At 69.7% G+C, this 14,174-nt stretch carries 10 protein-coding genes; 5 read left to right on the top strand and 5 right to left on the bottom strand.

Annotation, left to right across the window (positions count from 1 at the left end; all coding sequences use genetic code 11):
- Positions 1-63 precede the first annotated feature (63 nt).
- Positions 64-1,398, bottom strand: a complete 1,335-nt coding sequence (locus tag AKJ08_RS01210) for a hypothetical protein (RefSeq protein ID WP_157370388.1) — start codon at positions 1,396-1,398, stop codon at positions 64-66.
- An 80-nt stretch (positions 1,399-1,478) separates the two neighbouring features.
- Between AKJ08_RS01210 and AKJ08_RS01205 the strand changes: the two genes are divergently transcribed.
- Together AKJ08_RS01205 and AKJ08_RS01200 are read left to right on the top strand one after the other, a co-directional pair.
- Entirely contained in the window at positions 1,479-2,141 is a 663-nt protein-coding gene (locus AKJ08_RS01205; RefSeq protein WP_050724388.1) for a phosphorylase family protein, read from the top strand.
- Positions 2,142-2,619: 478 nt separating this feature from the next.
- Complete coding sequence (locus AKJ08_RS01200) at positions 2,620-4,026, top strand: sugar transferase (RefSeq protein ID WP_050724387.1); 1,407 nt, start codon at positions 2,620-2,622, stop codon at positions 4,024-4,026.
- A gap of 110 nt (positions 4,027-4,136) precedes the next feature.
- Here the strand turns inward: AKJ08_RS01200 and nadE are convergent, their stop codons facing one another.
- Genes nadE through AKJ08_RS01180 form a run of 4 tightly spaced genes read right to left on the bottom strand, consistent with a single transcriptional unit; the run spans position 4,137 to position 8,969 of the window.
- Positions 4,137-5,186, bottom strand: a complete 1,050-nt coding sequence (gene nadE / locus AKJ08_RS01195; protein WP_082343351.1) for an NAD(+) synthase — start codon at positions 5,184-5,186, stop codon at positions 4,137-4,139.
- Complete coding sequence (locus tag AKJ08_RS01190) at positions 5,134-6,747, bottom strand: class I adenylate-forming enzyme family protein (protein ID WP_050724386.1); 1,614 nt, start codon at positions 6,745-6,747, stop codon at positions 5,134-5,136. The genes nadE and AKJ08_RS01190 overlap by 53 nt, the downstream gene beginning before the upstream one ends.
- Complete coding sequence (gene asnB, locus AKJ08_RS01185; RefSeq protein WP_050724385.1) at positions 6,744-8,720, bottom strand: asparagine synthase (glutamine-hydrolyzing); 1,977 nt, start codon at positions 8,718-8,720, stop codon at positions 6,744-6,746. The genes AKJ08_RS01190 and asnB overlap by 4 nt, the downstream gene beginning before the upstream one ends.
- 6 nt (positions 8,721-8,726) lie before the next feature.
- Positions 8,727-8,969, bottom strand: a complete 243-nt coding sequence (locus tag AKJ08_RS01180; RefSeq protein WP_050724384.1) for an acyl carrier protein — start codon at positions 8,967-8,969, stop codon at positions 8,727-8,729.
- Between the two features lie 300 nt (positions 8,970-9,269).
- Here AKJ08_RS01180 and AKJ08_RS01175 point away from each other — a divergent pair, with 300 nt between their 5' ends.
- Genes AKJ08_RS01175 through AKJ08_RS01165 form a run of 3 tightly spaced genes read left to right on the top strand, consistent with a single transcriptional unit; the run spans position 9,270 to position 14,164 of the window.
- Positions 9,270-10,667, top strand: a complete 1,398-nt coding sequence (locus AKJ08_RS01175) for a GumC domain-containing protein (protein WP_050724383.1) — start codon at positions 9,270-9,272, stop codon at positions 10,665-10,667.
- Positions 10,668-10,698: 31 nt separating this feature from the next.
- Positions 10,699-12,639 carry a hypothetical protein gene (locus AKJ08_RS01170; RefSeq protein WP_050724382.1) on the top strand — a complete coding sequence of 647 codons (1,941 nt, stop codon included), beginning with the start codon at positions 10,699-10,701 and terminating at the stop codon, positions 12,637-12,639.
- A gap of 7 nt (positions 12,640-12,646) precedes the next feature.
- Positions 12,647-14,164, top strand: coding sequence for an oligosaccharide flippase family protein (locus AKJ08_RS01165; RefSeq protein ID WP_050724381.1), 1,518 nt, complete (start codon positions 12,647-12,649; stop codon positions 14,162-14,164).
- Positions 14,165-14,174 lie beyond the last annotated feature (10 nt).

The following is a 14,174-nucleotide window of genomic DNA, read 5'->3' as shown; positions in this document are numbered from 1 at the left end:
CATCGGCGCGGCCGCGACGCCCCACCCCGTACGAAATCGCGCCCGCGAGGGGCGGCCTCGCACCTACGGCTCGATGAGGGCGATGGCGTCCCGCGCCGCGCTCTGCAGATTGCAGAAGGCGCCAGGAAATCCCTTCTCCTGCGCGTCCCGGAGGGCGGGGAGGGCCCTGCGATCGCCCAGCTTTCCCAGCTCCTGCGCCGCCCGGATCCGGGTCCCGCAGGATCCCGCGTGCTGCAGGTCGAGGAGGCGGATGCCGACCCGGTCCACCCGATCGCCCAGGCCGTACTTCTCCAGCACCGCCACCGAGTTCCACCGCATCCAGTAGCGCTCGGAGAGCGTCGCCTCGAGGAGCGCCCGTTCCAGCGCGGAGGATCGATGCTTGAGGAGGAGCGCGCGATCCGCGCCGGACTCGTCCAGCGTGCGGACGAGCCCCCTGGCGATGCCCTCGCGCGAAGAGAGCCCGGGCTCCCTCTCGAGCGCCTGTCCGAGCCTCTCCCGTGCCTCGTCGAGGCGATCGAGGTCGGCGAGCACCCTCCCCTGCCAGGCCCGCGCTTCGGGGCGGCCCGAGGAATCCCCGAACCAAGCGTCCGCGAGCCGGAGGGCCTCATCGGGCCGGGCCTTCTCCAGCGCCGATTCGATCGATGCGGCCTGCCTCGTCGTGCCCACGAGCCAGGCGGTTCCCAAGACCGTGGCCAGGATCACCGCCGCCGCCACCTTCTGTCCGCGGGGCAGCGAGGAGAGCCGCCGGCCCGCCTCTGCGGTACCCCGGGCGACGGCGCGCGTCCCGGCCAACGCCAGCGGCCCGGAGCGCCGGAGGGCCCTGCCGAGGGCCCCGGCGCGGGAACGAGCCAGGCTCGAGCCTCCGAAGGGCAGCGCCGGCACCGCAGCCCCGGGCTGGGCGAGGAGCCGATGCACGGGCTGGCCGATCTCGGGGGCGGGGCCCGGGTGCGGCTCCCACGTCACCTCGCCGCGGGTCATTCCGAGGCATACACTCTGAGTGAACAGAACTTCACCCGGAGCCGCCATCTCCACGAGCTCGTTCGCGTGGCCCACGGCCTCGCCGATCAGGAAGCGCCCCTGGCGCAGGACCTCGCCGGCGGCGACCGCAGCCCGAACGGCGACCGCGAGGCCGGACTCGCTCCGCTCGAGGGCGAATCGATCGTGGAGCGCCGCCGCGCACTGGAGCGTGTCCGTCGGAGACTCGAGCTCCGCGAGCAGGCTCTCCGGCGTCGACGTCACCACCCGCCCGCCGTAGGCCATCACCACGTCGCGGGCGAGCTCCGCGGGCGTGGGGCGCGCGGCCCCCGGCTCGCTGGGCGCGTTCCACGCGAGGCGAACGGCCAGGACCGTTCGGGATGCGCTCTTCGCGCTGCGGAGGTCGGGAGAAGGATGGAACATCGTCGGCCCTTCTTCGCCCGGATCGCCCGCCGCGGGCAAGGCGCTCGACATCCCGAGGCCACGGGGATAGGGACGACCTGGTGAAGACCTTGCTCGTCTGTGCAGCGGTGAAGGAGGAGCTCGACGCCCTGCTTCCACTCCTGGAGGCCGACGAGGCCGGATGGAGCGGCTCCATCGGCGGCGTCGGGGTCCTCGCCCGGACGCTCGGAGTCGGCCCGGTCGAGGCCGCCCTGGGGGCCGCGGCCGCGCTTGCCGAGCGGCCGGTCTCCGGGGCGATCCTCGTGGGGACATGCGGTGCCTTCCCCGGCTCCGGGCTCGGGATCGGGAGCGTGGCGGTGATCGAGCGCTCGCTGCTCACCTCCTCGGATGCCGGTGCCGGGCTCGCCTACGTTCCGGGCCCCGCCGCGGGCCTCGCTCGCTCCTCCCCCGCCCTGATCGAAGCCCTCTCCATGGGCGGCCTCCCGCGGGTCGGCTGCGCCACGGTCGTGGCGATCACCCGGGACGGCGACCATGCCGCGGCCCTGGGCCGCGCATCCGGCTGCGAGGTCGAGCACCTCGAGGCCCACGGCTTCCTCCGCGCCGCAGAGCGGGCCGGCGTTCCCGCCGCGTGCCTCCTGGGGGTCGCGAACGACGTCGGGCCGCTGGGCCACGAACAGTGGAAGCGCCACGCTCGCGAGGCGAGCGCGGCCGCCGTCGCGGCCCTCGAGCGCGTCCTGCCGGGACTCGCCCCATACAGGGTGTGACGTTCGAGGTGCGCGCCGGACCGCGCGCCGACGCCCCCCTATCGCGCACTGTCTGGGCCCGGCGCGCATAGGTAAATCTTTCCCGTCTCGGAATCCCGTCTTGGACACTCGGCGGGTAAGGGGCGGCGGGGAGGGTCGTCATGGGCGCAGTCCAGCCAGCCAACGAGGTCTATCCGTTGGCTCTCATTTCGAATCCGGACATGGATCCCCCATTCGGAGATCCGCCCGCGATCGGTCGCTGGACTCGCAATTTGGGACGAGAAGACGCCCCGCGCGGGTCGAGCGAAGGCCAGACGAGCGGGGAGCGACCGGCTCTCGAGGTCGAAACGTGCACACGAGGGAGGCGAGCGCCTCTGCTCTGCACATAAAAAGACACCGCCGCTGAGGACCGCATGTAAATCGACACATACTCGTGGGACTGTAGGGAAACATCTGCGGATGTAGGTTGCGCCGCCGGTTTCCTAGGGGGGGGGCCACGATGCTCAAACAGCACGCTCGATTCGTCGATCTTTGCGTCCGCCTGGCCGATTTGATCCTCTTCACGCTCGCACTTCCGGCGGCACATTTCGCTTACGCTCACGCTCCGATGGCGCGCTGGGGGCCGCCGCCGATCGAGATTCTCTGGGTGCGCGTGGTCGCGGTCCTGCTCCTCTGGATCACCGCCTCCGCGATCTCCCAGGTGTACGGCACCTACCGCACCCGGGGCATCATCGAGGAGCTCGGGCGCATCGCGAGGGCCCTCGCGCTCGTCGCCGTGGTGACGCTCGCGGTCCTCTTCAGCGCCGACACGCGCCTGCCGCGTCTCCTGATCGGCCTCTACTTCGCGATCGCCAGCGGCCTGCTCGTCTCCAGCCGGCTCGTCGTGAGGATGACCGCCCGGGCCCTGCGCCGGAGCGGGTACAACATGCGGCGGTACGCGATCGTCGGTACGGGGAGCGCCGCCGAAGAGGTCGCGATCACCTTCGCGAAACACCCGCAGTGGGGCTTCGAGCTCGCCGGCTTCATCCTGCTGGACGAGGCACCGGTGCGGTCCCCGAGCGGAAGGGTCCTCGGTTCCCTCTCGGACCTCGCCCGGATCCTCGACGAGCAGGTGCTCGACGAGATCGTCTTCGCCGTCCCGCGCGAGCGCCTGAACACGATCGAGCCGGCCGTGAAGATGTGCGAGGACCAGGGCGTGACCGTGGTGGTGTCGCTCGAGCCGCTGCACCTGGGCATGGGGCGGATGTCCCTCTTCGAGCTCTCCGACCTGTCGATGCTGGTCTTCATCCGCACCCCGTCGGACATACTGCCCCTCGCGGCCAAGCGGCTCTTCGACATCGTCGTGAGCCTCGCCGCCATGATCGTGCTGACGCCCGTCTTCTTGATTGTCGCGGCGGCGATCCGCCTCGAGTCCCGGGGGCCGGTGTTCTTCAAGCAGACGCGGGTCGGGCTCAACGGCCGACCCTTCACCATGGTGAAGTTCCGCTCCATGTTCCGCGACGCGGAGCAGCGGCTGCAGGCGCTGCGCGCCCTCAACGAGGTGAGCGGGCCGGTGTTCAAGATGAAGAACGACCCCCGCGTCACCCGGGTCGGCCGCTTCATCCGGAAGACCTCCATCGACGAGCTGCCGCAGTTCTGGAACGTCTTCCGCGGGCAGATGAGCATCGTCGGGCCGCGGCCTCCGATCCCCTCCGAGGTCCAGCAGTACCAGCGGTGGCAGCGTCGCCGGCTCTCGGTCCGGCCGGGCCTCACCTGCACCTGGCAGGTCAGCGGTCGCAGCGGGATCTCCTTCGACCGCTGGATGGAGCTCGACCTCGAGTACATCGACAACTGGTCGCTCTGGCAGGACATGCAGATCTGCCTGAAGACGATTCCGGCCGTGATCACCGCCCGAGGCGCGCAGTAGGGCGAAGCTCGGGAGCCAAAGGGCACGCCGGCGATCCTTCGCCGGCGTGCTCGCGTTCGGGGGCGCCGGCGATCGTTCGCCGGCGTTCCGCGTCCGGGCGCCAGGATCCCCTAGGAAACGACCGACAGCGAAGACGCGGCCGCTTCGCTCTGCACCTCGGCCGGCGGGCGGCCCGCGGGCCGAAGCGCGAACGACTCGAGCTCCCGGACCGCTTCCAGGAGGATCGGCGGCGCGTGCAGGTAGGCCGTCGTGCGGCGCTTCTGGTCGATGTCCGCGAAGACGCTCTCGACCTGATTCGTCGGGAGCGCGAGCTCCTGCGCGACGTCTTCGGCCGGGACGCCGTGGTTCTTGGCCCAGAGGATCAGGTCGAGCTGCGAGTGATGAACGGAGAAGTAGAAGTCCTCCTGGGACTGCTCCAGCGAGTACGTATCCGTAGTCGGCTCCCGGTGCAGGATCTCGGGGATGACCCCGAGGTGCCGCGCCAGCTCGTAGACCTGGGTCTTGTAGAGCCCGGCGATCGGCTTCACGTCGGCAGCGCCGTCGCCCAGCTTCACGAAGAAGCCCTGATCGTACTCGAGGCGGTTGGGCGTCCCGGCCACCGCGTACACCAGCCGGTCCGCGTGGAAGTACTCCATCATCTTACGCGTGCGCTGCTTGAAGTTCGTGGACGCGACGATCTCCAGGTACGCAGACGGCGTCAGCCGCACGCTCCGCTCGCCGCCGTCCGGCGTCCGCACCACCACGTAGAAGACGTTGAGGCTGCTGGGCCCCAGGACCAGCTTCCACGGCATGTCCGGCGTGAACTCCGGAAACACGGATCGCACCGCGGCGTCGCGGCGCGCGTAGCAGCCGGCGGCCTCCAGCATGGGAGCGATGTCGTGCAATTCGAAAGCGATCCCGAGGCGCTCGCATAGCGCCCTGCCGTACGAGGTGCTCTCCGGAGACGAGTCCCGCTCGGGCAGGAGCAAGCCGAAGACCCGCTTCGGGCCGAGGGCGTGAACGGCGAGGGCGGCGACGCAGGCCGAGTCGATCCCTCCCGAGATCGCCACGACCACGCCGCGACGACGGAGCTTCCGGAGCACCGCTTCCTCGAGCGCTCCGGCGAGCTCAGCCGCCTTCCGCTCGAGATCCAGCTTCAACACGTCCTTCGAGAATCGCATCGTCGAGTCCCTCCCTGAGAGCTGCCTTCGCGATCTTTCCCGACGCGGTCCGCGGCAGCTCGCGAACGAAACGGATCTCGCGGGGTACCTTGAACGCCGGAAGCCGCTGCCTGCAGAAGCGCCGGAGCTCGCCGGCGTCGGGCGACGCGTCGCCTGCGGCGACCACGAACGCAACGGCGGCCTCCTGGCCGGCCGCGTCGGGGACGCCGACCACCGCCGCTTCGCGGACGTCCGGATGCTCCGACAGGACGTGCTCGAGCTCGGCGGCGCTCACCCGGTGCCCTGCCAGCTTGAGCATGTCCTTCGCGCGGCCCACGAGAAAGACGAAGCCCTCCTCGTCCTGCCAGCCCAGGTCGCCGGTCCAGAGCCAGCCGTCGCGGAGGATCTCCGCCGTCTCGGCAGGCGCGCGGAAGTAGCCCGGCGTGATGCTGGGTCCGCGCGCCACGAGCTCCCCGACCGCGCGAGGCGCGAGCTCCCGTCCCGTGGCGTCCACCACCCGCAGCTCGACGTTGTCCAGGCCGCGCCCGATCGAGCCGGCCTTGTCCGCCGCGCGATCGGGAGGGAGGTAGGAGAGCCGCGCCGTCGCCTCGGTCTGGCCGTACATCACGAAGAGCGGCGCAGGAGCGAACACCTCGCGCGCCCAGCGGATCGTGTCCGGGCTCATCGCGCCGCCCGCCTGGGCGACGTAGCGCAGCGAATCCAAGGCGATCGAGCGGAGGTCCACGTGCCGCCGGATCAGCTCGAAGGTGAGGGGAACTCCGTAGAAGCCGCTGCACCGCTGCTCGGCCACGGCCTCCATCACCACCTTCGGATAGACGAAGCGGTGGTCGAAGAAGAACGAGCCGCCGGCGAAGAGGTGGGTCTGGAGGATGCTCCGACCGAAGCAGTAGAACAGCGGCAGGATCGAGAGGGCCCGGTCCGCGCTCGTGAGGCCGAGATACGAGCCGATCGCCTCGGTGTTCGCGTGGACGTTCGAGTGGGTCTGGACCACCCCGCGCGGCGCCCCCGTGCTTCCGGAGGTGTAGACCAGGAGAGCCGGCGCCTCCGCCTCACGGACCGGAGCGTCCCACGCAGAATCGCCTCCGCCGGGCGTCTGCTCGTCCACCCAGGTCCAGTCGATCCCCTGCAGGAGCGCCTGGAGCCGGGGTGAGGGCGCGGCAGGAGCGACGACGAAGAGCCGCGAGAAGCCATGCGCGCGGGCGAGCTGGGCCCAGACCTCCACATCGCGGAGATGGACGACGGCGTGGCGCGCGCCGGTCTGAGCGAGGACCTCCTCGATCGTCCGAGCGTCGAGCTGGCGGTTGAGCTCCACGGCACATGCGCCCAGCGCCTGGATCGCAGTCGCCGAGGCCACCGCAGCCGGGCCCGGTGGAAGCGCGAGCGTCACGAAGGCTCCGGGGAGTACGCCCCCCTCCTCGAGCCGGCTCGCGAGCCCCCGCACCGCACCGGCGAGCTCGCGGTAGGACGTCCAACCCGATGGCGTGCCCACCGCCGGCGCGTCCGGCGACCTGCGGGCGTGCTCGAAGACCCAGTCGAAGACGAAGGCACTGGCAGTGCTCATGCGAAACACACCTTCACGGAGTCTGCCTGCGCCCGAGGGATCTCGCGTTCACCCAGGAATCGATGCGCCAGGAGCTGCGTCGACGCCACGGCGGCGAGCACCATGTCGTCCGCGTCGCTCGGCGCCTGCGCGCGCGCCGCGAGCCTCGCGAGAAACCTCTCCACCTTGCTTCCGTCGAAGATTCCAAGCGAATCGACCGCGTCGCGGCCGAGGAGCTCGCGGGCCCACGTCGGCGCCCTCGGGCCCGTTAGCGCTTCGGCGATCGGCGCGCGGTAGGGGAACTTGGTCCTGGCGGTCACCTGCGCCGGCACGCGTCCGCGGGCGATGCGCCGCAGGACGAGCTTCTCCTTCAGGCCCCCGAGCTTGAAGGAGTCGGGGAGCCTCGCAGAGAGCTCGGCCAGGCGGTGATCGAGGAAGGGGAACCTCCCCTCCACCGAGCTCGCCATCAGCATCCGATCCCCTTGAGAGGAGAGGAGGTACTGGGAGAGCAGCGTGCGGATCTCCAGGAACTGCGCCCTGGCGAGGGGCCTCCACTCCCGGATCCGCGCGGGGAGCGAGCCGAGGAGCTCGGCCACCGGATCCCATCCCTCGAGGTGCTCCCGGAAGGCGGGCGAGAGGAAGCGCGCGATTCGCCCGCTGTTCGTCCACCGAACCCGGTGTGAGAAGTCGAGGGCGCCCGGCTCGTCCAGCCCGATCCCGAAGAACTGGCGCAGGAGCTGCGGCGACTGCCGCGACACGTCCAGGTAGGGGTAGAGGCGCCCGAAGAGAAGCGGGCGGACGCTCGACTCTGGCCTCCTCGCCCAGAACTGCCGGATCCGGGTCTCCTTGAAGAGATCGTAGCCCAGGAAGACCTCGTCGGCGCCCTCGCCGGTGAGCACCACCTTCGTCCCGTGATCCCGCACCAGCCCCGACAGCTTCAGGAGCGGCGCGGGCGCGGTGCGCAGGAGGGTGGCCTCGGCGTGCTCCACCACCTGCGGGAGCAGCGCGCCGATGTCGGGCGCCTCGACCGCGATCGAGTGGTGCTCGGTCTCGAGCGCTGCCGCGACTCCAGCCTGGAACGCCCGCTCGTCGTAGCGCTCGTGGGCGAAGGCCACCGAGAAGGTCTGGAGCGTCCCGCCGAGCTGATCCTGGGCGATCGCACAGAGCAGGCTGGAGTCCAGGCCGCCCGAGAGGTACGCCGCCACCGGCACGTCGGCGCGCAGGCGCAGCCGCACGGCGTCCTCGAGGAGCTCCTCCACCTCGTCTGCCGCGCGATCGAGGGTGAGGCCGTGGTCGATCCGCTCGTCGGCCAGGTCGAGCTCCCAATACCGCCGGATCGTGAGCTCGCCGCCGCGCACGCGAGCGACGCAGCCCGGCGGGAGCGATCGTACGCCGTCGAACGCCGAGCGTGCCTCCGACGGACCCCAGAGGTGAAGCGTCTCGAAGAGCGCGCGCGCGTCGAGCCGCGGACGGACCACGTCTCCTGCGAAGAGGGCCTTGGCCTCCGAGGCGAACGCAAAGCAATCGCGGTCGTGGACGTAGAAGAGCGGGAGCTTCCCGAAGCGGTCACGGCCGAGCCAGAGGCTCCCGTCCCGGGGATCGTGGATGGCGAAGGCGAACTGCCCATTGAGCTCGTCCACGCAGTCGATGCCGTGTTCCAGGAACGCGGCAAGGAGCACCTCCGTGTCGGAGGCTGTCCGGAACCGGTACCCCGGCGCCAGCGCCTCGCGGAGCTCGGGGTGGTTGAAGATCTCGCCGTTGAAAACCAGGGTCACGCCGGTGCCCGCGTCGCGCATGGGCTGATGCCCGCCGGCGGGATCGACGATCGACAGCCGGGCATGCCCGAGGGCGATCCCGGGGAGCACAAGACCGTTCAGGGCGTCCGGACCGCGGTGCCGCAGGGACGCCACCATGCGACGCAGCCTCGCCGCGAATGCGGCGCGCTCGTCAGGGCTCGGAGCGATCGGAAGGGCGAAGCCCGCGATGCCGCACATGGGAGGTCACGCCGCCTCGGAGCGCTTGCGTTCCACGAACCGGCAGAGGTTCGCGAGGGAGTCGAGGTTGTCCGGGATCAGCTCGGCGTCCGTGATCTTGATCTCGAACGACTGCTCCAGGAACGCGACGAGCTCCATCATCCCGGTGCTGTCGATGATCCCGGTCTGGAGGAAGGAGTCCTCGTCGGCGAAGTCGTCGACGAAGAACGTCTCCGATATGAAAGAGCGGATGTTCGAAGACACGTTCATGGGATCACCTCGATGGGCTGGATCGAGGGCATCGCTTCTCCCCCCAATCCAAGAACGAACTGACGAAGTGGGGCCAGTTTCGCAACCGCCCATCGGGCGAGCAACCCCTCGAGCCCGGCAGGTTTTCCAAAAACGACACTACGGCGTCTTTTTCGACCACATGTTGCACATACACCAATCGGGCCGGGCTCCAGGCGGTCTTCGGCGCTTTTGCTGTGCTAGCTTCGCGTCGTGAGAGAACCTCTACAGAGCAACCGTCGGGCGACGTCCGGAGATGCCGATCTCTTCGACCTGGCACTCGTGGCGCACGCAATCCTCTTCACCCTCCGCGCGCCGCTCCGGCATCCGCTCCTCGCCGTGGGCACGTTCCTGGTTGTCTTTTCGGCTGCCGTAGGGGGCTTGATGTTGTTTCCCCAACGGTACGAGGTGAAGACGACAATCCTCGCCGGCTCTCCGCTGACCGGCGCGCTCTTCGAGCAGCGCGACCACGAGCGCGACGCGCCGACCCGTGCGGCGCGCGAGATCCTCGTGCGGCGCGACAACCTCGAGGCGCTCGCGAAGCAGGTGAACTTCGCTGAGCGCTACCTGGCGGCGCGTCCCCTCGCCATCCGGATGGTCCACCGCTTCTTCGACTATCTCAACGGGAGGGAGCGGACCGTCGACGAGGTGAGGGAGAGCCTCGTCGACGCCCTCGACGAGCGCCTGGGCGTCAACATCGACACGGAGGGGACCATCTCGATCACGTTCCGGTGGTGGGACAAGCAGATGGCCTACGACGTCGTGAACGCGGCGGGCGAGAGCTTCATGGCGATGAGGCACTCCACCGAGATCAAGACGGTCGCCGAGTCGATCACGATCCTCGAAGACCACAGGGCGCGCGTCGAGGAGGAGATCGATCAGCGGATCGTTGCGATGGAGGAGCGGGCGAAGGCCGAGGCCGGCGAGAAGCGTCATGGCGCCCCGGCCCCCGCCGCCGCGCCGCGCCTGGTCCGTCGGCCGAACCAGGATCCGGACGTCTCCCGGCTGGAGACCTTGCTTGCGGCGAACCAGCGCGCCGCCACCGACCTCGAGACCGCCAGGCAGCAGCGCTTGATCGAGCTCCAGGCGGAGCTCCTGCAGAAGCAGAGCATCTACGCGCCGGATCATCCCGCGATCGGAGCCACCAAGCGGATGCTGGAGATCGTGCAGCAGCCGTCGTCGCAGGTGGCGTCGCTGCGCGAGGAGCGCCGCAGGCTCGAGGACGAGATCCGGTCACGCGGCGGCAGCGCCACCAGCGCCGGCGCCAGCCCTGCCACCGGCGCCGGCACCAGCTCTCAGGCGCTGCCTGCCCGGCAGGAACCGGCGCAGGCGCTCTTCGAGGAGAGCCCGCGCGAGGAGGCGGACAGAGAGCGACTGCGGAACCTCAATTCGCGGCTGGGCGAGATCTCGGCCCGGATCGCCTCGTCCCGCCTCCAGATGGAGACGGCCGAGGCCGCGTTCAAGCTCCGGTACGCGGTGGTCACGCCGCCCCGGCTCCCCAAGAAGCCCATCAAGCCCTACGCGATGCTCTTCCTCGTGAGCGGACTCCTCGGCGGCGTGCTGCTCGCGCACCTCGCCGCGGTCGCAGCCGATCTCCGCGGAGGGAAGGCCCTCGAGCGCTGGCAGGTCGAGCATCAGCTCGGGCTGCCCGTGCTCGGAGAGACGAAGCGGTTGCCGTAGGGGCCTGGCTCGACCGACGGAGGAATCGACGATGTTTCGCATGCGCAACATGGCGCTCGCGCTGGCGCTGGCCTGGTTCTCGGTCGGCGCTTCGTGCAGCAACCGCAACCAGGACGGAGCCGCGCAGACCGATGGCGCGGCGTCGCGCGAAAGCGAGAGGCGTCGCGCCCTCGCCTCGGCAGCGGATGAGGCGCAGAGCGCCCCCGCCACCCAGGCGAACGGCGCTGCGATCCAGTCGAAGGCCGCAGGGCTCCTGCCGCCGGACCGGCAGACCCTCTGGCTCCCGGGCCTCAACGCCGTCGGCGGGATCCCGTCGGACACGGACTCGGCCCGCCCTGCAACGATCTATCTGCCCAAGGGCGATCCCTTCCGCGGGTACTCGGTGGATCCGGTGCTCGCCAACGGAAAATCCGACGCCTCACGCGCGATCCAGGCCGCCCTCGACGCTGCCGGCGAGCAGGCCAGCGAGAAGGGACGCAAGGTCGTCTTCCTGCACGCCGGCGAGTACTCGATTCGAGGCGAAGGCCTGATCGTCCCGAGCTTCGTCACGCTTCGCGGACAGGGGCCCCGCGGCGACAACGCCACCCGCGTGGTGAAGGTGAAGGGGAGCCAGATGCCCGTGGTGCGCCTCGGCCACCTCTGGATCAAGCACACCGCTCCGATCGACCTCGCTGAGGATGCGCCCCACGGAACGACCCGGATCCAGGTGGTGAAGAACCCGGGATACGAGGTGGGCGAGCTGGTCTTCATCGACCAGCTCGTCGACACGGCGCGCGTCGGCTCCTGGTGGAACCCGCTACGGCAGAAGACGGCGAGCGACCCTTCGCGAGGCTGGTTCAGCCGGCAGAACCGCCCCACCGGGCAGGTGGTCGAGATCGTCGGCGTCCGCGGCAACACCCTCGAGCTGAGCACCCCGCTGCGCCTGCCCTACTTCACCTCCGATCGGGCGCAGGTCGTCCGCTTCTCCGGAGGCGAGGAGAACGGTCCTGCCGTCCCCACGAAGAAGTGGTCGGGGGTCGAGGACCTCTACGTCTCCGGTGGAGAGCAGGGGAACGTGATCTTCACCGGGACCTCGTACTCCTGGGCCAGGAACCTCGAGTCCGATCGGAGCTCCGGGAGCAGCGTGGCCTTCCTCAGCACCTTCCGCTGCGTGCTGCGCGACTCCTTCGTGCACAGCACCGTCGATCCCAACCCCGGCGGCGCGGGCTACGGCCTCGACCTCAGCACCTACTCCGCCGACAACCTCGTCGAGAACAACATCTCCTGGAACTTCAACAAGGTGATCGTGATGCGCGCCGCCGGCGGCGGAAACGTGGTCGCCTACAACTACCTCGAGGACGGCTGGGGAGCCGGCTACCCCACGATCCCCGAGATCGGGCTGAACGCATCCCACTACGCGACCTCGCACCACGAGCTCTTCGAAGGGAACGAGAGCTGGCACATCGGCGGCGACGGCTATTGGGGCAACGCGGTCGACATCACCTTCTTCCGGAACCACGTCACGGGGAGGCGGCGCTCCTTCCAGCCGCTCAAGCTCCGGGATGAGGTGATGCGGAAGTTCATCCACGTGCCCGAGTGGCACACGAACTTCAGCTTCCTCGGCAACGTGATCGGCACTTCCGACATGAAGGCGGCTCCCCAGTCGGGATTCGTCTACGAGGGCAAGCCGCCCTGGAACTGGAACCCGGTCCCGATCTGGGCGATCGGGGTGGAGCACGACGCCGGCAAGGAGGGACAGGACGCGAAGGTGGTCGCGACCACCCTCCGCCACGGCAACTTCGACTTCGTCTCGAAGAAGGTGAGCTGGGATCCCGCGATCGCTCGACGGGACCTCCCGCCCTCCCTCTACCTCGACGCGAAGCCATCGTTCTTCGGGGAGAAGCCCTGGCCCTGGGTCGTCCCCGAGAAGGCCGACGCTCCGGTGTCGATCCTTCCGGCGCACGAGCGCTTCGACCAGCTCATGTCTCGATAAGCCGCCCATGCCCGACGCCTCCCCAGAAGAACTCGTCGCCGTCGCACCCGCGCCAGTCGCGCCGTCCACCGGAGCGGCGGCGAACGGCAGCGTGGCGCGCAGCGCCTTCCACCTCCTTTCGGGCCAGGTCGCCACGACCCTGCTCTCGATCCTCCTGAACGCGAAGCTCGGGAGAACCCTCGGTGCCACCGACTTCGGCCTGTATTTCTTTCTCCTGACGTCGACCTACTTCGTCAACGTCTTCATGGAGTGGGGCCAGGGATCGATCCTGGTCCGCGACGTCGCCAGGCGCCCCGATTCCACCGCCCGCTTCCTGGGGAGCGCTCTCGCGATCCGGGTGGCCCTCGCCGTCCCGGGGACGATCGTCGGGACCCTCGTCGTCCGCCTCCTCGGCTACGACCTCCGCACCCAGCTCCTGATGGCGCTCACGATCGTCGCCTTCACGCCGAACTCGCTGTTCCAGACCTTCGGCCTCGTCTTTCGTGGCCGCGAGCGCATGGACCTCGACGCACGCGCCACCGTCCTCAACAAGGTGCTGCACGTCGGGATGGTCCTCGCCGCCTTCGCCCTCGGCGGACACCTGCTGGCCGTGATCGTCTCACTTGGCATCGCAGCTGTGATCACCCTTGGCTACGCGATCGCCAAGTCGCGCGAGCTCGCCTTCGGCCGCCTACGGATCGAAGCCCAGGCGGTCCGGCACCTCATGAGCCACGGCACGCCGGTCCTCGGGATGGCGGTGCTCGCCCAGGCCCAGATCTACATCGAGACCCTCCTGCTCTCGGCCCTCGGTCCGGCAGTCGTCCTGGGCTTCTACGGCGCCGCCCGGACCATCACCAACACGCTGATCATGCCCGCCTCCATCCTGATCACCGCGTCCTACCCGAGGCTCTCGAGGGCGCTGGGCGATCCGGCGGCCATGCGCGAGGAGGTGGCGAACGCGCTGCGCCCCGTGCTGATCCTGGGGATCCTGGTCGCCAGCGGGACGGCCCTCTTCGCGGACGTCGCCATCGGCGTGATCTACGGGAAGGAGGGCTACGGACCCGCGGTGACGATCCTGCAGATCATGTCGCCCTGGCTCTTCCTCGTATTCCTCAACCTGCTCTTCGCGTCCGTGCTGATCATCCAGGGACGCGCCACGCCGATCGCCGCGATTCGAGTCGTGATCATGGCGGCGTTCGCCTTGCTCGCCTGGCACGTGATCCCGCTCACGGAGCAGCGCTGGGGGAGCGCCGCCATCGGCCTCCTCGCCGCGTCGCTCCTCGCCGAGACCGTCCTCCTCGCCGCGTCGATCTCGCTCGCCCCCCGCGGCATCCTTTCGAGGAGGTCGCTGGCGGATCTCCTGCGGGCGCTCTTCTCCGCCGGGGCGGCCACGGCCGTCGTCCTCGCCCTCCCGGTTTCCACTCCGATCGTCCGGATCCCCGTCTTTCTCCTGTCGTTCGCTGCCGCGGCGATCGCCTGCCGGCTGCTCGGGCGAGCGGACATGGAGATCCTTCGCAACGCGCTGAACCGAACCAACCGCCTCTGAAGGAAGTCTT

The organism is Vulgatibacter incomptus (genome assembly GCF_001263175.1).
In the GTDB taxonomy this organism is placed as follows: domain Bacteria; phylum Myxococcota; class Myxococcia; order Myxococcales; family Vulgatibacteraceae; genus Vulgatibacter; species Vulgatibacter incomptus.
This window is presented reverse-complemented; position numbering and strand designations above follow the sequence as displayed.

What these genes read in the sequence shown, in the direction of transcription:
- AKJ08_RS01180 (WP_050724384.1), bottom strand. Translation starts at nt 8,969, where the DNA reads ATGAACGTGTCTTCGAACATCCGCTCTTTCATATCGGAGACGTTCTTC.
- AKJ08_RS01170 (WP_050724382.1), top strand. Translation starts at nt 10,699, where the DNA reads ATGTTTCGCATGCGCAACATGGCGCTCGCGCTGGCGCTGGCCTGGTTC.
- AKJ08_RS01210 (WP_157370388.1), bottom strand. Translation starts at nt 1,398, where the DNA reads ATGTTCCATCCTTCTCCCGACCTCCGCAGCGCGAAGAGCGCATCCCGA.
- AKJ08_RS01190 (WP_050724386.1), bottom strand. Translation starts at nt 6,747, where the DNA reads ATGAGCACTGCCAGTGCCTTCGTCTTCGACTGGGTCTTCGAGCACGCC.
- AKJ08_RS01200 (WP_050724387.1), top strand. Translation starts at nt 2,620, where the DNA reads ATGCTCAAACAGCACGCTCGATTCGTCGATCTTTGCGTCCGCCTGGCC.
- AKJ08_RS01165 (WP_050724381.1), top strand. Translation starts at nt 12,647, where the DNA reads ATGCCCGACGCCTCCCCAGAAGAACTCGTCGCCGTCGCACCCGCGCCA.
- asnB (WP_050724385.1), bottom strand. Translation starts at nt 8,720, where the DNA reads ATGTGCGGCATCGCGGGCTTCGCCCTTCCGATCGCTCCGAGCCCTGAC.
- nadE (WP_082343351.1), bottom strand. Translation starts at nt 5,186, where the DNA reads ATGCGATTCTCGAAGGACGTGTTGAAGCTGGATCTCGAGCGGAAGGCG.